This window comes from Rhizobium sp. ZK1, from assembly GCF_047782645.1.
Lineage (GTDB): Bacteria > Pseudomonadota > Alphaproteobacteria > Rhizobiales > Rhizobiaceae > Rhizobium.
In genome coordinates, this window is sequence record NZ_CP180586.1 from 1,225,178 (window position 1) to 1,243,237 (window position 18,060).

General features: G+C 58.8%; 15 protein-coding genes and 3 tRNA genes. 15 read left to right on the forward strand and 3 right to left on the reverse strand.

Annotation, left to right across the window (positions count from 1 at the left end):
* Positions 1-50: 50 nt before the first annotated feature.
* Positions 51-368, forward strand: a complete 318-nt coding sequence (locus ACK9YZ_RS06185) for a hypothetical protein (protein ID WP_216757729.1) — start codon at positions 51-53, stop codon at positions 366-368.
* A gap of 121 nt (positions 369-489) precedes the next feature.
* Here ACK9YZ_RS06185 and ACK9YZ_RS06190 read toward each other — a convergent pair whose 3' ends face one another.
* The 3 genes from ACK9YZ_RS06190 to rlmB form a co-directional block, all read right to left on the reverse strand.
* The gene (locus tag ACK9YZ_RS06190) at positions 490-627 is read right to left on the reverse strand and encodes a hypothetical protein (RefSeq protein ID WP_216757730.1); all 138 of its coding nucleotides are present in this window, start codon (positions 625-627) and stop codon (positions 490-492) included.
* Between the two features lie 64 nt (positions 628-691).
* Entirely contained in the window at positions 692-976 is a 285-nt protein-coding gene (locus tag ACK9YZ_RS06195) for a hypothetical protein (RefSeq protein WP_216758972.1), read from the reverse strand.
* 58 nt (positions 977-1,034) lie between these two features.
* Entirely contained in the window at positions 1,035-1,925 is an 891-nt protein-coding gene (gene rlmB, locus ACK9YZ_RS06200; RefSeq protein WP_416066013.1) for a 23S rRNA (guanosine(2251)-2'-O)-methyltransferase RlmB, read from the reverse strand.
* A 204-nt stretch (positions 1,926-2,129) separates the two neighbouring features.
* Here rlmB and ACK9YZ_RS06205 point away from each other — a divergent pair.
* The 14 genes from ACK9YZ_RS06205 to rpoC all read left to right on the forward strand — a co-directional run bounded on the left by ACK9YZ_RS06205 (position 2,130) and on the right by rpoC (position 17,884).
* Positions 2,130-2,214, forward strand: a tRNA-Tyr gene (locus tag ACK9YZ_RS06205).
* 24 nt (positions 2,215-2,238) lie between these two features.
* Positions 2,239-2,312 (forward strand) — tRNA-Gly (locus ACK9YZ_RS06210).
* Between the two features lie 351 nt (positions 2,313-2,663).
* Positions 2,664-3,839 carry an elongation factor Tu gene (gene tuf / locus ACK9YZ_RS06215; RefSeq protein ID WP_183730064.1) on the forward strand — a complete coding sequence of 392 codons (1,176 nt, stop codon included), beginning with the start codon at positions 2,664-2,666 and terminating at the stop codon, positions 3,837-3,839.
* Positions 3,840-4,044: 205 nt separating this feature from the next.
* Positions 4,045-4,179, forward strand: coding sequence for a hypothetical protein (locus ACK9YZ_RS06220; RefSeq protein ID WP_281411246.1), 135 nt, complete (start codon positions 4,045-4,047; stop codon positions 4,177-4,179).
* Between the two features lie 173 nt (positions 4,180-4,352).
* On the forward strand, positions 4,353-5,246 hold the full coding sequence (locus tag ACK9YZ_RS06225; RefSeq protein WP_216757732.1) for an NAD-dependent epimerase/dehydratase family protein: 894 nt from the start codon (positions 4,353-4,355) through the stop codon (positions 5,244-5,246).
* A gap of 215 nt (positions 5,247-5,461) precedes the next feature.
* A tRNA-Trp gene (locus tag ACK9YZ_RS06230) sits at positions 5,462-5,537 on the forward strand.
* 191 nt (positions 5,538-5,728) lie between these two features.
* Positions 5,729-5,929 (forward strand): preprotein translocase subunit SecE, encoded by a 201-nt coding sequence (gene secE, locus ACK9YZ_RS06235; protein WP_183730080.1) that lies wholly within the window; start codon positions 5,729-5,731, stop codon positions 5,927-5,929.
* A 17-nt stretch (positions 5,930-5,946) separates the two neighbouring features.
* Complete coding sequence (gene nusG, locus ACK9YZ_RS06240; protein ID WP_007817111.1) at positions 5,947-6,477, forward strand: transcription termination/antitermination protein NusG; 531 nt, start codon at positions 5,947-5,949, stop codon at positions 6,475-6,477.
* A 178-nt stretch (positions 6,478-6,655) separates the two neighbouring features.
* Positions 6,656-7,087: a 50S ribosomal protein L11 gene (rplK, locus tag ACK9YZ_RS06245; protein WP_112547865.1), complete on the forward strand. Its 432-nt coding sequence runs from the start codon at positions 6,656-6,658 to the stop codon at positions 7,085-7,087.
* A 4-nt stretch (positions 7,088-7,091) separates the two neighbouring features.
* Positions 7,092-7,796: a 50S ribosomal protein L1 gene (rplA, locus tag ACK9YZ_RS06250; protein ID WP_216757734.1), complete on the forward strand. Its 705-nt coding sequence runs from the start codon at positions 7,092-7,094 to the stop codon at positions 7,794-7,796.
* A 328-nt stretch (positions 7,797-8,124) separates the two neighbouring features.
* Complete coding sequence (gene rplJ / locus ACK9YZ_RS06255) at positions 8,125-8,643, forward strand: 50S ribosomal protein L10 (protein ID WP_183730074.1); 519 nt, start codon at positions 8,125-8,127, stop codon at positions 8,641-8,643.
* A 56-nt stretch (positions 8,644-8,699) separates the two neighbouring features.
* The gene (rplL, locus tag ACK9YZ_RS06260; protein ID WP_004669074.1) at positions 8,700-9,083 is read left to right on the forward strand and encodes a 50S ribosomal protein L7/L12; all 384 of its coding nucleotides are present in this window, start codon (positions 8,700-8,702) and stop codon (positions 9,081-9,083) included.
* A gap of 259 nt (positions 9,084-9,342) precedes the next feature.
* Positions 9,343-13,482, forward strand: a complete 4,140-nt coding sequence (rpoB, locus tag ACK9YZ_RS06265) for a DNA-directed RNA polymerase subunit beta (RefSeq protein ID WP_216757735.1) — start codon at positions 9,343-9,345, stop codon at positions 13,480-13,482.
* Between the two features lie 190 nt (positions 13,483-13,672).
* A complete protein-coding gene (gene rpoC, locus ACK9YZ_RS06270) occupies positions 13,673-17,884 on the forward strand; it encodes a DNA-directed RNA polymerase subunit beta' (RefSeq protein WP_216757736.1) in 4,212 nt (1,403 codons plus the stop codon).
* The last annotated feature ends 176 nt before the right edge of the window (positions 17,885-18,060 follow it).

An 18,060-nucleotide genomic window follows, 5' to 3' on the forward strand; every position in this document is an offset into this window, starting at 1 on the left:
TTCAGGCGCGCTCGATCATTCTCGCTTCATCAGAAACGAGGAAGTGAGCCATGAGGATCTCCAGTTTTCTCCTAGCAGCCGCCCTTTCGGCCGGCACTTTGTTTTCCGCCGTAGCCCCGGCGGCGGCTGTCCCTCTCGACCGTCCTGCCGTCTCGCAACAGAGCGATGTTATCCAGGTCCGTGGCGGCGATCGGGATTGGGGTGATCGCCGCGACTGGCGCGAGCGCCGCCATTGGCGTGAACGTCGTTATTGGCGCCCGGCTTGGGGTTATGAGCGCCGCTGGAGCCCGTGGCGGGAAGAGCGTTGGCGCGAGCGTCAATATTGGCGCCGCCATCACGGCGGACCCTATTGGCTCTATCGGAGCTGATCGCTAACCTAGAAAGCATTTCCAGCTCCAGAAAAATCCCGCCGCAATTTTTTGCGGCGGGATTTTTGCTTAATCCGTTCAGACGCATTGACTGCGTCTTGTCCAATGAGGCGATACGCAGTCACTTTTGTGCGGATTCGTTCACGCTCGATTCGATCTTCGCACCATTGCCGGTCTGCCCTGCGCCGGACGGTGACATCATTGCGATGCTGAGAACGGAGGCAATCATGACGACAACGACGGCAATCATCAGGCGCATGGACATTAAATCCCTGTTTGTCTGCGGAAAGTAACGTGTGAACGCTTTACCGGTTCCGGATTTGCTATTGCACGGATGGAGGTGGATTGGATGGCGTCGTCGATGGTGCCAGGGGATCGGGCTGGCGGATTGGGTGCGACTTGTCCACCCAGATGATGCTCAAAATGACCATGACGAAGACCGCGATGAAGAGAACGCCGAAGATCAGCGGTCGAAATGCCATAATGCGGATTTCCTTTTTACCAACGCCCCGAGGGTAAAATGCGTCGCCGATCTTAACGACCGGCGCGCTCTTTCCAAGGTCCAATATGGACGATGAGGGCAGGTGTTCAACCACGATGGCCGCCACGCAGGCCTTCGCTCTCAATAGACTCTACGTGACGCAACGGAAACCCGTCGGCTGCCGCCTATGCCTTCAGGTGCAGCCTTGCCGCATAAAGGGCAATCGCTGCGGCATTCGACACGTTCAGCGATTTGATGGCGCCGGGCATGTCGAGGCGGGCGAGCGCGCTGACGGTCTCCCGGGTCTTCTGCCGCAAGCCCTTGCCTTCGGAGCCGAGCACCAATGCGATTCTGCCGCCTGAGAATGTGCCTTCGAGCGGCGCCGGCCCCTCCGAATCGAGACCGATCGTGAAGAAGCCGAGCTTGTGCAACTCGCCGAGCGCATCCGAGAGATTGGTGATCTGTATATAAGGTATGAGCTCCAGCGCGCCCGAAGCCGATTTGGCGAGCACGCCCGATTCGGTCGGGCTATGTCTCTGGGTGGTGATGACGGCGCCGGCGTTGAAGGCGACGGCCGAGCGCATGATGGCGCCGACATTGTGCGGATCGGTCACCTGGTCGAGCACGAGAAGCAGCGGGCTGTCCTTCAGCGCTTCCAGCCGCCGGACGGGCAGGGGGCGCGTTTCCAGCATCACGCCCTGATGGATCGCTTCGGGGCCGAGCACCTTGTCGATATCCTGCGGCGAAACCATCTCGACCGGAATGCCGATCACGTCGGGATCGACCTCCAGTCGCGCAAGCGCGTTCTGCGTTATCGACAGCTTGATGTTCTTGCGTTCAGGGTTTTCAAGCGCGGCGCGAACGGTGTGAAGGCCGTAGAGGAAGACCTGATCGGGGGCGAGCGCCGGCGGCTTCCAGTCATCAGCGCCTCGCTTGCGCTTCTGCGGCGCTGGTGTCGGGATTTCGCCGCGTTCGCGCTTGGCGTCGCGGTGCGCGCGCCGGAGCGTTGCGTAATGGGTGTCCTTTGCGGACTTGTCGGTGGCGGGCGTGCCGCCGGATTTTTTATCTTTGCTCATGCGGCTTTATAACGATGGCGCCTGTTGCCGCATAGGCCTTCTTTCATGCGCCGGCTTTCAACGGACAATGAAATTTTTCCTGTATTTTCCATTGTCATCGTGTTGACAGACTGAAATCGTCCGGTCATATACGCGGCGCAGACGACGGGGCGGCAACGCTTCAAAGTCTGATGAACTTGGTCTTCAAGATCCGGACGAAAAACTGGAGAGATGCCCGAGTGGTTAAAGGGGACGGACTGTAAATCCGTTGGCTCAGCCTACGTTGGTTCAAATCCAACTCTCTCCACCATTCGTCATTGGATCGGACCACCCCGCGGGTATAGCTCAATGGTAGAGCAGCAGCCTTCCAAGCTGAATACGCGGGTTCGATTCCCGCTACCCGCTCCATATCGTTCCCCTTCATAGAAGATCTGTCGTGGTGCTTTGCGTCTGGGCCGGAAGGTTCTGCGTTGCCGACACCATATGATGCTTGCGCGACGACTGCGGAGATTGCAGTCACGACCAGGGTCGGTGAAGACGCGAGCCCGCCCTTCTTTCGATTTTCGTCTGAAATTTCAGGGATTTTGGGGAGGGGGCAGGCGAATCGTCTTGTGGGTTGTGAATTGTCTCCCATATCCGGCCACACGCCAAGAATGGCGTCTGCAATTAAGTCTTGCGCAATTTCGCCGAAAGCCTTAAACGGCGGCACTAAACCGGTTCGCCGGGGTCACCCATTTTACGTCCACAGGAAGCATTCAAATGGCAAAGAGTAAGTTTGAGCGCAACAAGCCGCACGTCAACATTGGCACGATCGGCCACGTTGACCACGGCAAGACGTCTCTGACGGCAGCGATCACGAAGTACTTCGGTGAGTTCAAGGCGTATGACCAGATCGACGCGGCACCGGAAGAAAAGGCGCGCGGCATCACCATTTCGACGGCCCACGTCGAGTATGAGACGCCGAACCGCCACTATGCGCACGTCGACTGCCCCGGGCACGCCGACTATGTGAAGAACATGATCACGGGTGCTGCGCAGATGGACGGCGCGATCCTGGTCTGCTCTGCTGCTGACGGCCCGATGCCGCAGACGCGCGAGCACATCCTGCTCGCCCGCCAGGTAGGCGTTCCGGCAATCGTTGTCTTCCTGAACAAGGTCGACCAGGTTGACGACGCCGAGCTTCTCGAGCTCGTCGAACTGGAAGTGCGCGAACTTCTGTCGTCCTACGACTTCCCGGGCGACGATATCCCGGTCGTCAAGGGTTCGGCGCTTGCTGCGCTTGAAGATTCCGACAAGAAGATCGGTGAAGACGCGATCCGCGAGCTGATGGCTCAGGTTGACGCCTACATCCCGACGCCTGAGCGTCCGATCGACCAGCCGTTCCTGATGCCGATCGAAGACGTGTTCTCGATCTCGGGCCGCGGTACGGTTGTGACCGGCCGCGTCGAGCGTGGCATCGTCAAGGTTGGTGAAGAAGTCGAGATCGTCGGCATCCGTCCGACGTCGAAGACGACGGTGACCGGCGTTGAAATGTTCCGCAAGCTGCTCGACCAGGGCCAGGCCGGCGACAACATCGGCGCACTGGTTCGCGGTGTGAACCGTGACGGCGTCGAGCGTGGCCAGATCCTGTGCAAGCCGGGCTCTGTCAAGCCGCACAAGAAGTTCAAGGCCGAAGCCTACATCCTGACGAAGGAAGAAGGCGGCCGTCATACGCCGTTCTTCACGAACTACCGTCCGCAGTTCTACTTCCGCACGACGGACGTGACGGGTATCGTCACGCTTCCGGAAGGCACGGAAATGGTCATGCCTGGCGACAACGTCACCGTTGACGTCGAGCTGATCGTTCCGATCGCGATGGAAGAAAAGCTTCGCTTCGCGATCCGCGAAGGCGGCCGCACCGTCGGTGCAGGCATCGTTGCTTCCATCGTCGAGTAATCCGGGACTATCCCCGATTAAGGAAAAACCCTGCTGGAAACAGCGGGGTTTTTTCGTTTCTGATAGGCGCCTGGCCGTCCATGAGATGTTGTAAAAATATCGTTAAAATTTCCAGACGCAGTACTTTATTCATCTCGCGTTCAGAAAGCGTTTTGCGATCCGGCTTTTTTGGTCCAGACTCCTTCTTGTAGAAAGGAGAGCCAGCATGATTCAAAAGGCCACCTTCGTTGCGACGATATTCGCAATGTATGTTTTCACAATGTTTTTCATCGCTGCGATTCCGCAAGAGGTCGTTCAGGCGGCCGGCGTGCAGCTGGATGAGGTAAGCGTCGTCAAGTGACGACCTTGCAGGATCGCCGGAAAATCCGGCGGTGATTGGAAATGACAGGGCAGGTGCTTCCAGTCGGGAGCTCCTGGCCGAAGCGGGTTTGAACCTGCTTTCGAGACGCTCGCTTGCTCTTCGCGCGGAAGAGTTTATCTATGCCTCCGATTTCATGATGCGGAGGATATTCCATGAAAAAGCGTGTTCTTTTCACAGGTGGTTCGGGCAAAGCCGGACGCCATGCCGTGCCGTGGCTCGTCAATGCAGGCTATGAGGTCCATAATGTCGATCTCGTACCGCTGGAAAGCCCCGGTGTCACCAATCTCATTGCCGACATCACCGATAGCGGCCAGATGTTCAATGTGCTTTCCATGCACCGGGATTTTCCCGATCTGGAATCGGGCAAGGGTGTGCAGCCCTTCGACGCCGTCGTCCACTTCGCTGCGGTGCCGCGCATCCTGATCAAGCCCGACAACGAGACCTTCCGCATCAACACGATGGGCACCTACAATGTCATCGACGCGGCGGTGAAGCTCGGCATCAGGAAGATCATTGTCGCCTCGAGCGAGACCACCTATGGTGTCTGCTTCGCCGAAGGTCATCGCGACTTCCACCAGTTCCCGCTGGAGGAAGAGTATGATGTCAACCCGATGGATTCCTACGGCCTTTCCAAGGTCCTGAACGAGAAGACGGCGCGCGCTTTTGCCGAACGTTCGGGCTTTGACATCTATGCGCTGCGCATCGGCAACGTTATCGAGCCGCATGAGTACGAGAAGTTCCCGACCTATTTCGCTAATCCGGAGATGCGCAAGCGCATCGCCTGGAGCTATATCGACGCCCGCGATCTCGGCCAGATCGTCCATCTCTGCATCGAGAAGGATGGACTGGGTTTCCAGGTCTTCAACGCTGCCAACAACACTGTCTCGGCCAACACGCCGTCGAAAGAGCTCGCCAAACGCTTCTTCCCGAATGTGCCTTTCACTCGCGAGATCGGTGAATATGAAGGCCTGCTTTCCAACCGGAAGATTCGCGAGGTGCTTGGCTTCAAGGAAGAGCACGACTGGCGCAAATACGTGAAAGTCTGAGATTCCGGTCAAGTGGACATTCCTGCCGGGCTCATTGCAGGCTGTGTCCGGCGGCGGGATCAGCGGCTGCCGGCCGCTTCTCCCGGCTGTCTGCGGAGAATGGTTCTGAAAATCGAAAATCGCTCTTGCATATCCTGAGCCGCCGTCTTAAAGGGAGCGCCATGCTTCTCACCGGCTCATGATTGCAAGGTCAAAGGGCTGAATGCAAAGCGTAAAGGGGTATAGCTCAGTTGGTAGAGCGGCGGTCTCCAAAACCGCAGGTCGGGGGTTCGAGCCCCTCTGCCCCTGCCATTTTCCTTGAACGGACAGCGCGGGCGTATCGCGGCGTTCCGGCGAGGATTGTTTATATGGCGACAAATTTCGTCAAACGTCGGTTTCCCTCTTGTGTATTCGGAGATCGATGTTTATTTAGGGTTCAACAGACACGCGGTGCGTGGGGCTGATAGTTTCAGCTTTACGCGCCGTAATTGCGTGGGCAGTCGATGGCATCCAAATCCAATCCATTCGCGTTTCTGCAGCAGGTCCGCACGGAAACGTCTAAAGTTACTTGGCCGTCGCGCCGCGAGACGATGATCTCGACGGTCATGGTACTCGTTATGGTTGTTTTTGCTGCGCTGTTTTTCTTTGCCGCTGACCAGCTCATTGGCTGGGCGCTGAGCTTCGTGCTCAACACCGGCAACTGATACGGGTGGAGATGAAAATGGCGGCACGTTGGTACATCGTCCACGCATATTCCAATTTTGAAAAGAAGGTCGCTGAGGACATCGAGAACAAGGCTCGCCAGAAGGGGCTTGAGCATCTGTTCGAAAAGATCCTCGTGCCGACCGAAAAGGTGGTGGAAGTGCGCCGTGGCCGTAAGGTCGATTCCGAGCGCAAGTTCTTCCCGGGCTATGTCATGGTTCGCGCCAACCTGACGGATGAGGCCTATCACCTGATCAAGAATACGCCGAAGGTTACGGGCTTCCTCGGTTCTGATAACAAGCCGGTTCCGATTCCGGATTCTGAAGCTGAGCGCATTCTCGGTCAGGTTCAGGAAGGTGTCGAGCGTCCGAAGGCCTCCGTCACGTTCGAGATCGGCGAGCAGGTTCGCGTTTCCGATGGTCCGTTCGCGTCGTTCAATGGCACGGTTCAGGATGTGGATGAAGAGCGTTCGCGCCTGAAGGTGGAAGTGTCGATCTTCGGCCGCGCGACTCCGGTCGAACTGGAATACGCTCAGGTCGAGAAGGTCTGATTGTTGGAGGTCGGACATCAGTAAGTGCTTACTGATGTCTGTGGCGGCGAAAGCCGCATCGCGTGGAAGGTAAGGGGTCTTAGCCGGACCTCAATGATCCGCACCACGCAACCGCAGCCGCCGGAGCGATCCGGCATCAAGGGCCGGGCGACCGGCCGCCAGTGAAAGGCAGAGAGATATGGCTAAGAAAGTTGCAGGCCAGCTCAAGCTTCAGGTCAAGGCAGGATCGGCAAACCCGTCTCCGCCGATTGGTCCGGCGCTTGGTCAGCGTGGCATTAACATCATGGAGTTCTGCAAGTCGTTCAATGCGGCTACGCAGGAAATGGAAAAGGGCATGCCGATCCCGGTCGTCATCACCTATTACCAGGACAAGTCCTTCACCTTCGTCATGAAGCAGCCGCCGGTTAGCTACTGGCTGAAGAAGGAAGCCAAGATCCAGTCCGGTTCCAAGACCCCGGGCAAGGGCGCAAAGGCTGGTACCCTCACCAAGGCTCAGATCAAGACGATCGCCGAAGCCAAGATGAAGGACCTGAACGCGGCAGATATCGAAGGTGCAATGGCGATGATCGAGGGCTCTGCCCGCGCCATGGGCCTGGAAGTGGTGGGTTAAGACCATGGCAGGCAAGCGCACTCAGAAGATCAACGAAGGTGTTGATCCGACCAAACTCTACGCTCTGACGACCGCCATCGGCATGGTCAAGGAACGTGCCGTAGCGAAGTTCGATGAAACGATCGAAGTTTCGATGAACCTCGGTGTTGATCCTCGTCACGCAGACCAGATGGTTCGCGGCGTGGTCAATCTGCCGAACGGCACCGGCCGTACCGTTCGTGTCGCCGTTTTCGCTCGCGGCATCAAGGCTGATGAAGCCAAGGCTGCCGGCGCTGACATCGTCGGCGCAGAAGAGCTCGTCGAAATCGTCCAGGGCGGCAAGATCGAATTCGATCGCTGCATCGCGACCCCGGACATGATGCCGCTCGTCGGTCGTCTCGGTAAGGTTCTCGGCCCGCGCGGCATGATGCCGAACCCGAAGGTCGGTACGGTTACGATGGATGTTGCTGGTGCCGTCAAGGCTTCCAAGGGCGGCGCTGTCGAGTTCCGCGTCGAAAAGGCTGGTATCGTTCACGCCGGCATCGGCAAGGCATCCTTCGATGCCAAGGCTCTGGAAGAAAACATCCGTGCCTTCGCTGACGCCGTCATCAAGGCGAAGCCGGCTGGCGCCAAGGGCAACTACGTCAAGCGCGTAGCGATCTCCTCGACCATGGGTCCGGGCGTCAAGATCGAAGTTGGCTCGGTCACCGCAGCGGTTACGGCTGCTTAAGTTTCATCGGGCTCCGGCCCGATTACAAGAATTCCGGCCTCGCAAGGGGCCGGGATATTCCGGAGAAATCCGGAATCCTGTCCGAGATTGCAGGTGGTTTTCCCTTAATCACTTTGCCTGCATGAGACGGGTAAGACCCGAATTGCATGAAGTTCTACTTCTAGGAAATCGGTTCGAGCCTTGGATGCCTTGTGCCTCCTTTGCCTTTAGTGGCGCGGAGCGCGAGGGGACAGGATCCTCAAGCGTCGCTTGGGATCGCTTCTGATCCCAGGAGGCAAAGGCAACCCGGTGGGTCCGTTCAAACGGTCCCGCCAACTGGAGATAGGCAGTGGAAAGAGCGGAAAAGCGCGAATTCGTCACGGAACTGAACGATGTCTTCAAGGCATCGGGCTCGGTTGTCGTGGCCCACTATGCTGGTGCTACAGTCGCACAGATGAACGATTTTCGTTCGAAGATGCGCGCTGCTGGCGGCACCGTCAAAGTCGCGAAGAACCGCCTGGCCAAAATTGCCCTTCAGGGTACGGAAGCGGAAGGGATTTCCAATCTCTTCAAGGGTCAGACCCTCATTGCTTACAGCAATGATCCGATCACCGCTCCGAAGGTCGTCATGGATTTCGCCAAGACCAACGACAAGATCGTGGTTCTCGGCGGCGCCATGGGCACGACAACGCTGAACGCCGAAGGTGTCAAGTCGCTTGCGACCCTGCCTTCGCTGGACGAACTGCGTGCGAAGCTGCTGGGCATGATCCAGACTCCGGCTACCCGCATTGCAGGCGTTGTTGCAGCACCGGCAAGCCAGCTTGCTCGTGTGTTCTCGGCCTATGCCAAGAAGGACGAAGCCGCTTAAGGCGGTTTTTCGCTGTACAAACTCAACAGTTCGAACCGAACAAAAGGAACTAGAAAATGGCTGATCTCGCAAAGATCGTTGAAGACCTCTCCTCGCTGACCGTCCTGGAAGCCGCTGAGCTTTCCAAGCTGCTCGAAGAAAAGTGGGGCGTTTCCGCCGCTGCTCCGGTAGCTGTTGCTGCCGTTGCTGGTGGTGCAGGCGGTGCAGCTGCTCCGGCTGAAGAAGAAAAGACCGAGTTCGACGTCATCCTCACGGATGCCGGCGCCAACAAGATCAACGTCATCAAGGAAGTCCGCGCCATCACCGGTCTCGGCCTCAAGGAAGCCAAGGACCTCGTCGAAGGCGCTCCGAAGGCTGTCAAGGAAGGCGTTTCCAAGGCTGAAGCCGCTGACATCAAGAAGAAGCTTGAAGACGCTGGCGCAAAGGCCGACGTCAAGTAATCTTGAACTGCATTTGGGAGGCGGTATTTACGGCCTCCCATTTGCCGTTTTTTTGAACGAATTACCCAAAAGCCGCGTGAAAACGGCTTTTGGGTAATGGGTTCTTCAAGAGCATGGTCTCGAACCGAGGCGCCAAGGCAATCCGGCCTGGTTGTTTCGGGAGGTGGGACGAGGTTGAACTACTCATTGGTTGACGGGATCGACTGGCCATCGGTTCCCGTCCGTTGCAGGCCCGGATGCAATTTTTGAAGGAGCGACGATGGCTCAGACCCTTTCGTTCAATGGTCGTAGGCGCGTACGCAAGTTTTTTGGTAAAATCCCCGAAGTCGCAGAAATGCCGAACCTCATCGAGGTTCAGAAGGCATCCTACGACCAGTTTCTGATGGTTGAAGAGCCCAAGGGCGGTCGTCCCGACGAAGGCCTCCAGGCTGTCTTCAAGTCCGTTTTCCCGATCACCGATTTCTCCGGCGCTTCCATGCTGGAGTTCGTGTCCTATGAATTCGAACCGCCGAAGTTCGACGTCGACGAATGCCGCCAGCGCGACCTGACCTATGCCGCGCCGCTGAAGGTTACTCTCCGTCTCATCGTGTTCGATATCGACGAGGATACCGGCGCGAAGTCGATCAAGGACATCAAGGAACAGTCCGTCTACATGGGCGACATGCCGCTCATGACGAACAACGGTACGTTCATCGTTAACGGCACCGAGCGCGTGATCGTGTCCCAGATGCACCGTTCGCCGGGCGTCTTCTTCGATCACGACAAGGGCAAGAGCCATTCTTCCGGCAAGCTGCTCTTTGCTGCGCGTGTGATCCCTTATCGCGGTTCCTGGCTCGATATCGAATTCGACGCCAAGGACATTGTCTATGCCCGTATCGACCGTCGCCGCAAGATTCCGGTGACGTCGCTGCTGATGGCCCTCGGCATGGACGGTGAGGAAATCCTCGACACCTTCTACACGAAGTCGCTCTACAAGCGCGACGGCGAAGGCTGGCGCATTCCCTTCAAGCCGGAGACGCTGAAGGGTGCCAAGGCGATCACCGAGATGGTCGACGCCGATACCGGCGAGGTCGTTGTGGAAGCCGGCAAGAAGCTGACCCCGCGTCTGCTCCGCCAGCTCTCCGACAAGGGCCTGAAAGCCCTCAAGGCGACCGATGACGATCTGTACGGCAACTACCTTGCCGAAGATATCGTCAACTACTCGACGGGTGAGATCTATCTCGAAGCCGGCGACGAAATCGACGAGAAGACGCTCGGCATCATCCTCGCCAACCACTTCGACGAGATCCCGGTTCTCGGCATCGACCACATCAATGTCGGCGCCTACATCCGCAACACGCTTGCAGCAGACAAGAACGAGAACCGCCAGGATGCTCTGTTCGACATCTACCGTGTCATGCGTCCGGGTGAACCGCCGACCATGGAATCGGCCGAAGCCATGTTCAACTCGCTGTTCTTCGATGCGGAGCGTTACGACCTCTCCGCCGTCGGCCGTGTCAAGATGAACATGCGCCTCGACCTGAGCGTCGAAGACACCGTCCGCATCCTGCGCAAGGACGACATCCTGGCCGTGGTCAAGATGCTCGTCGAGCTGCGCGACGGCAAGGGCGAGATCGACGACATCGACAACCTTGGCAACCGCCGCGTCCGCTCGGTCGGCGAACTGATGGAGAACCAGTACCGTCTCGGCCTGCTCCGCATGGAGCGCGCGATCAAGGAGCGCATGTCCTCGATCGAAATCGACACGGTCATGCCGCAGGACCTGATCAACGCCAAGCCGGCTGCTGCAGCCGTGCGCGAATTCTTCGGTTCCTCGCAGCTGTCGCAGTTCATGGACCAGGTGAACCCGCTCTCGGAAATCACCCACAAGCGCCGTCTCTCGGCTCTTGGTCCGGGCGGTCTGACCCGCGAGCGCGCTGGCTTCGAAGTCCGCGACGTTCATCCGACCCATTACGGCCGTATTTGCCCGATCGAAACGCCGGAAGGCCCGAACATCGGTCTGATCAACTCGCTGGCGACCTTCGCACGCGTCAACAAGTACGGCTTCATCGAAAGCCCATACCGCCGTATCGTCGACGGCAAGGTGACCAATGACGTGCTTTACCTCTCCGCCATGGAAGAGGCGAAGTACTACGTTGCCCAGGCCAACGCCGAACTGACGACGGACGGTTCGTTCGTTGATGAATTCGTCGTCTGCCGCCACGCTGGCGAAGTTATGCTCGCTCCGCGCGACAGCATGAACCTGATGGACGTCTCGCCGAAGCAGGTCGTTTCGGTCGCAGCCGCTCTCATCCCGTTCCTGGAAAACGACGACGCCAACCGCGCTCTCATGGGCTCGAACATGCAGCGTCAGGCCGTTCCGCTTCTGCGCGCTGAAGCGCCGTTCGTCGGTACCGGCATGGAACCGGTCGTCGCCCGCGACTCCGGTGCTGCTATCGGTGCACGCCGCGGCGGTGTGGTCGACCAGGTCGACGCGACGCGTATCGTTATCCGCGCCACGGAAGACCTCGAAGCTGGCAAGTCCGGCGTCGATATCTACCGCCTGCAGAAGTTCCAGCGTTCGAACCAGAACACCTGCGTCAACCAGCGTCCGCTGGTCACCGTCGGTGACGTGGTCAACCGCGGCGACATTCTCGCCGACGGCCCGTCGACGGATCTCGGCGATCTGGCTCTCGGCCGCAACGCGCTCGTCGCGTTCATGCCCTGGAACGGCTACAACTACGAAGACTCGATCCTGATGTCGGAACGGATCGTTGCCGACGACGTGTTCACGTCCATTCACATCGAAGAATTCGAAGTGATGGCTCGTGACACCAAGCTTGGTCCGGAAGAAATCACGCGCGACATCCCGAACGTTTCGGAAGAAGCGCTGAAGAACCTCGACGAAGCCGGTATCGTCTATATTGGTGCCGAAGTTCAGCCGGGCGATATCCTCGTCGGCAAGATCACGCCGAAGGGCGAAAGCCCGATGACGCCGGAAGAAAAGCTCCTGCGCGCCATTTTCGGTGAAAAGGCATCCGACGTGCGCGACACGTCTATGCGCATGCCGCCCGGCACCTACGGCACGATCGTCGAAGTGCGCGTCTTCAACCGCCACGGCGTTGAAAAGGACGAGCGCGCGATGGCAATCGAGCGCGAAGAGATCGAGCGTCTTGCAAAGGACCGAGACGACGAACAGGCGATCCTCGACCGTAACGTCTACGGCCGTCTGATCGACATGCTGCGCGGCCAGTCCTCCATTGCCGGCCCGAAGGGCTTCAAGAAGGGCACCGAGCTGTCGAACGCCGTCGTTTCTGAATATCCCCGCTCGCAGTGGTGGATGTTCGCCGTCGAAGACGAAAAGGTCCAGAGCGAGCTCGAAGCGCTCCGCGGCCAGTACGACGAATCCAAGTCTCGCCTCGAACAGCGCTTCATGGACAAGGTTGAAAAGGTCCAGCGCGGCGATGAAATGCCTCCGGGCGTCATGAAGATGGTCAAGGTCTTCGTAGCTGTTAAGCGCAAGATCCAGCCGGGCGACAAGATGGCCGGCCGTCACGGCAACAAGGGTGTCGTATCGCGCATCGTTCCGGTCGAAGACATGCCGTTCCTCGAAGACGGTACGCATGTCGATATCTGCTTGAACCCGCTCGGCGTGCCTTCGCGCATGAACGTCGGCCAGATCCTCGAAACCCATCTTGCATGGGCTTGCGCAGGCATGGGCAAGAAGATCGGCGAGCTGCTCGAAGAGTATCGCAAGACCATGGACATCACCGACCTGAAGCGCGAGCTCACGGACGTGTATGCTTCCCAGGCCAAGGACGAAGTCGCCAACTTCGACGACGCATCGCTCGTCAAGCTGGCCGAACAGTCCCGCAAGGGCGTCTCAATCGCAACGCCGGTCTTCGACGGTGCGCATGAGCCTGACGTTGCCTCGATGCTGAAGAAGGCAGGTCTGCACGAGTCCGGTCAGTCGGTTCTTTACGATGGCCGTACCGGCGAGCCCTTCGACCGCAAGGTCACCGTCGGCTACATGTACATGATCAAGCTGAACCACCTTGTCGACGACAAGATTCACGCTCGTTCGATCGGCCCGTACTCGCTCGTTACCCAGCAGCCGCTGGGCGGCAAGGCACAGTTCGGCGGCCAGCGCTTCGGCGAAATGGAAGTCTGGGCGCTTGAAGCTTACGGCGCAGCCTACACGCTGCAGGAAATGCTGACGGTAAAGTCGGACGACGTGGCCGGCCGCACCAAGGTTTACGAAGCGATCGTCCGTGGCGACGACACCTTCGAGGCTGGTATTCCGGAAAGCTTCAACGTTCTCGTCAAGGAAATGCGCTCGCTGGGTCTCTCGGTCGAGCTCGAAAATTCCAAGGTCGAGGATCTGCAGGCTGCAGGCCAGCTGCCGGACGCTGCCGAATAACCACTTGATAGGGTATGCGCTCTTTAAAAGAGCGCATACCGTTCCCGCCATGGCCCCGTAATGTGTCGGTCGGGCAGGGACGCTTTCGCCGCATTCTGCGGTTATTGTCGTTTAAGCGATGGCGCGGCTCCCGGGATTTGCCGCCAACCCTCGCAAGATAAGGGCGCTTTCGCCCATGAAGGAGACAGGCATGAACCAAGAGGTCATGAATCTTTTCAATCCGCAGGTGCCTGCACAGAACTTCGATTCCATCCGGATTTCGATCGCCTCTCCGGAGAAGATTCTTTCCTGGTCCTACGGCGAGATCAAGAAGCCGGAAACCATCAACTACCGTACGTTCAAGCCGGAACGCGACGGTCTCTTCTGCGCGCGTATCTTCGGACCGATCAAGGACTACGAGTGCTTGTGCGGCAAGTACAAGCGCATGAAGTACAAGGGCATCATCTGCGAAAAGTGCGGCGTCGAAGTGACTCTGTCGCGCGTTCGCCGTGAGCGCATGGGCCATATCGAGCTCGCCGCTCCCGTTGCCCATATCTGGTTCCTGAAGTCGCTGCCATCACGTATTTCCACACTGCTCGACATGACGCTGAAGGATGTCGAGCGCGTCCTCTACTTCGAACACTATATCGTCACCGAGCCGGGTCTCACCGCGCTCAAGGAGCACCAGCTCCTGACGGAAGAAGAGTACATGCTCGCCGTCGACGAATATGGTGAAGACCAGTTCACGGCCATGATCGGTGCGGAAGCCATCTACGAGATGCTGGCATCGATGAATCTCGAAAAGATCGCTGGCGATCTGCGCTCCGAGCTTGCCGACACCACGTCGGATCTCAAGCAGAAGAAGCTGATGAAGCGCCTGAAGATCGTCGAGAACTTCATGGAATCCGGCAATCGTCCCGAATGGATGATCATGAAGGTCGTTCCGGTCATCCCGCCAGATCTCCGTCCGCTCGTTCCGCTGGACGGCGGTCGTTTCGCGACGTCGGATCTGAACGATCTCTATCGCCGCGTTATCAACCGTAATAACCGTCTGAAGCGTCTCATCGAACTGCGCGCACCGGGCATCATCATCCGTAACGAAAAGCGCATGCTGCAGGAATCTGTCGATGCGTTGTTCGACAACGGCCGCCGTGGCCGCGTCATCACCGGCGCCAACAAGCGTCCGCTGAAGTCGCTGTCCGACATGCTCAAGGGCAAGCAGGGCCGCTTCCGTCAGAACCTGCTCGGCAAGCGCGTCGACTATTCCGGCCGTTCGGTCATCGTGACCGGTCCGGAACTGAAGCTGCATCAGTGCGGCCTGCCGAAGAAGATGGCGCTCGAACTCTTCAAGCCGTTCATCTACGCCCGCCTCGACGCCAAGGGTTACTCCTCGACCGTCAAGCAGGCCAAGAAGCTGGTTGAGAAGGAAAAGCCGGAAGTTTGGGATATCCTCGATGAGGTCATCCGCGAGCATCCGGTTCTCTTGAACCGCGCGCCGACGCTGCACCGCCTGGGCATCCAGGCCTTCGAACCCATCCTGGTCGAAGGCAAGGCGATCCAGCTGCATCCGCTCGTCTGCACGGCCTTCAACGCCGACTTCGACGGTGACCAGATGGCCGTTCACGTGCCGCTGTCGCTCGAAGCCCAGCTCGAAGCCCGCGTTCTGATGATGTCGACCAACAACATCCTGCACCCGGCAAACGGCGCACCGATCATCGTTCCGTCGCAGGACATGGTTCTCGGCCTCTACTACCTCTCGATCGTGAATCAGAACGAGCCGGGCGAAGGCATGGCCTTCTCCGATCTCGGTGAGCTGCATCACGCGCTCGAAAACAAGGTCGTGACGCTGCACACCAAGATCCGCGGCCGCTTCAAGTCGATCGGCGAGGACGGCAAGCCCTACTCGAAGATCTATGAGACGACGCCGGGCCGCCTGCTCATCGGCGAACTTCTGCCGAAGAACGGCAAGGTGACCTTCGACATCTGCAACCAGGAAATGACCAAGAAGAACATCTCCAGGATGATCGACGCGGTTTATCGTCACTGCGGCCAGAAGGACACGGTCATCTTCTGCGACCGCATCATGCAGCTCGGTTTCACCCATGCCTGCCGCGCCGGCATTTCGTTCGGCAAGGACGACATGGTCATTCCGGAATCCAAGGCGAAGATCGTTGCCGACACCGAAAACCTGGTGAAGGAATACGAACAGCAGTACAACGACGGTCTGATCACTCAGGGCGAAAAGTACAACAAGGTCGTTGACGCGTGGGGCAAGGCCACGGAGAAGGTCGCCGAAGACATGATGGCCCGCATTAAGGCTGTCGAGTTCGACGATAAGACTGGTCGCCAGAAGCCGATGAACGCCATCTACATGATGTCGCACTCGGGTGCCCGTGGTTCTCCGAACCAGATGCGTCAGCTGGGCGGTATGCGCGGCCTCATGGCCAAGCCGTCGGGTGAAATCATCGAGACGCCGATCATCTCGAACTTCAAGGAAGGTCTGACCGTCAACGAGTACTTCAACTCGACGCACGGCGCCCGCAAGGGTCTGGCAGACACCGCCTTGAAGACCGCAAACTCCGGTTACCTGACCCGCCGTCTCGTCGACGTCGCGCAGGACTGCATCGTCACGCACGTCGATTGCGGTACCGAATCCGGCCTCACCATGACCGCCATCGTCGATGCCGGGCAGGTCGTTGCTTCGCTCGGCGCCCGCATCCTCGGCCGTACGGCCCTCGACAACATCGACCACCCGGTTACTGGCGAGCGTATCGTCGATGCCGGCAAGATGATCCTTGAGCCCGATGTCACCGAGATCGAGAAGGCTGGTATCCAGTCGATTCGTATCCGCTCGGCACTGACCTGCGAAATCCAGACGGGCGTCTGCTCGGTCTGCTACGGCCGCGACCTCGCGCGCGGTACGCCGGTAAACATGGGCGAAGCCGTCGGCGTTATCGCGGCTCAGTCGATCGGCGAGCCGGGCACGCAGCTCACCATGCGTACGTTCCACCTTGGTGGCACCGCAACGGTGGTCGACCAGTCGTTCCTGGAAGCCTCGTATGAAGGTACGGTGCAGATCAAGAACCGTAACATCCTGCGCAACTCCGATGGCAACCTCGTTGCCATGGGCCGCAACATGACCGTCCAGATCCTGGACGAGCGTGGCGTGGAGCGTTCCTCGCAGCGTGTTGCCTATGGTTCGAAGCTGCACGTCGACGAAGGCGACAAGGTCAAGCGCGGTCAGCGTCTGGCGGAGTGGGACCCCTACACCCGTCCGATGATGACGGAAGTAGCCGGTACGGTTCAGTTCGAAGATGTCGTCGACGGCCTCTCCGTTCTCGAAGCGACCGACGAATCCACCGGCATCACCAAGCGTCAGGTTATCGACTGGCGTTCGACCCCGCGCGGTTCGGATCTGAAGCCGGCCATCGTCATCAAGGACGCAAGCGGTAATGTCGCGAAGCTCTCCCGCGGTGGCGAAGCCCGCTTCCTGCTCTCGGTCGATGCGATCCTGTCCGTCGAGCCGGGCCAGAAGGTCTCCCAGGGTGACGTTCTTGCCCGTTCGCCGCTGGAGAGCGCCAAGACCAAGGACATCACCGGTGGTCTTCCGCGCGTTGCAGAATTGTTCGAGGCTCGTCGTCCGAAGGACCACGCCATCATCGCAGAGATCGATGGTACGATCCGCCTCGGCCGCGACTACAAGAACAAGCGCCGCGTCATCATCGAGCCGGCAGAAGACGGTGTCGAGCCTGTTGAATACCTGATCCCGAAGGGCAAGCCCTTCCACCTTCAGGAAGGCGACTATATCGAAAAGGGTGATTACATCCTCGACGGTAACCCGGCTCCGCACGACATCCTGGCGATCAAGGGCGTGGAAGCCTTGGCTTCCTACCTCGTCAACGAAATCCAGGAAGTCTATCGTCTGCAGGGCGTTGTCATCAACGACAAGCACATCGAGGTGATTGTCCGTCAGATGCTGCAGAAGGTGGAAATCACCGATGCAGGCGACTCCACCTACATCGTCGGCGACAATGTCGACCGTATCGAGCTGGAAGACGTCAACGACCAGCTCATCGAGGAAGGCAAGAAGCCTGCCAGTGGCGATCCGGTTCTGCTCGGCATCACCAAGGCATCGCTGCAGACCCCGTCCTTCATCTCGGCCGCGTCCTTCCAGGAAACGACCAAGGTGCTGACGGAAGCCGCGATTGCTGGCAAGACCGATGGCCTGCAGGGTCTGAAGGAAAACGTCATCGTCGGCCGCTTGATCCCGGCCGGTACCGGTGGCACCATGACCCAGATCCGCCGCATCGCGACGGCTCGCGACGACCTGATCCTGGAAGAGCGCCGCAAGGGCTCCGGGGCAGCGGCTGCAACGCCGATGCTGCAGGACCTGGCGAACGAAAGTGCTCCGGCCGCCGAATAACAGGCAGTCCAGAGTCTGGAAATTCAAGGCCGCCCGGAGAAATCCGGGCGGTTTTTTTGTCCGGTAATATCTGGATACCTCATTCCAATCGGAAAACGACAAAGCCGCCGGTAAGCCGGCGGCTTTGCGATGAATGTCGAACTTGCTGGGGCCGTTGGCGACGGTATCGCGATTAC

What these genes read in the sequence shown, in the direction of transcription:
- ACK9YZ_RS06185 (WP_216757729.1), top strand. Translation starts at nt 51, where the DNA reads ATGAGGATCTCCAGTTTTCTCCTAGCAGCCGCCCTTTCGGCCGGCACT.
- ACK9YZ_RS06190 (WP_216757730.1), bottom strand. Translation starts at nt 627, where the DNA reads ATGCGCCTGATGATTGCCGTCGTTGTCGTCATGATTGCCTCCGTTCTC.
- rlmB (WP_416066013.1), bottom strand. Translation starts at nt 1,925, where the DNA reads ATGAGCAAAGATAAAAAATCCGGCGGCACGCCCGCCACCGACAAGTCC.
- tuf (WP_183730064.1), top strand. Translation starts at nt 2,664, where the DNA reads ATGGCAAAGAGTAAGTTTGAGCGCAACAAGCCGCACGTCAACATTGGC.
- ACK9YZ_RS06220 (WP_281411246.1), top strand. Translation starts at nt 4,045, where the DNA reads ATGATTCAAAAGGCCACCTTCGTTGCGACGATATTCGCAATGTATGTT.
- ACK9YZ_RS06225 (WP_216757732.1), top strand. Translation starts at nt 4,353, where the DNA reads ATGAAAAAGCGTGTTCTTTTCACAGGTGGTTCGGGCAAAGCCGGACGC.
- secE (WP_183730080.1), top strand. Translation starts at nt 5,729, where the DNA reads ATGGCATCCAAATCCAATCCATTCGCGTTTCTGCAGCAGGTCCGCACG.
- nusG (WP_007817111.1), top strand. Translation starts at nt 5,947, where the DNA reads ATGGCGGCACGTTGGTACATCGTCCACGCATATTCCAATTTTGAAAAG.
- rplK (WP_112547865.1), top strand. Translation starts at nt 6,656, where the DNA reads ATGGCTAAGAAAGTTGCAGGCCAGCTCAAGCTTCAGGTCAAGGCAGGA.
- rplA (WP_216757734.1), top strand. Translation starts at nt 7,092, where the DNA reads ATGGCAGGCAAGCGCACTCAGAAGATCAACGAAGGTGTTGATCCGACC.
- rplL (WP_004669074.1), top strand. Translation starts at nt 8,700, where the DNA reads ATGGCTGATCTCGCAAAGATCGTTGAAGACCTCTCCTCGCTGACCGTC.
- rpoB (WP_216757735.1), top strand. Translation starts at nt 9,343, where the DNA reads ATGGCTCAGACCCTTTCGTTCAATGGTCGTAGGCGCGTACGCAAGTTT.
- rpoC (WP_216757736.1), top strand. Translation starts at nt 13,673, where the DNA reads ATGAACCAAGAGGTCATGAATCTTTTCAATCCGCAGGTGCCTGCACAG.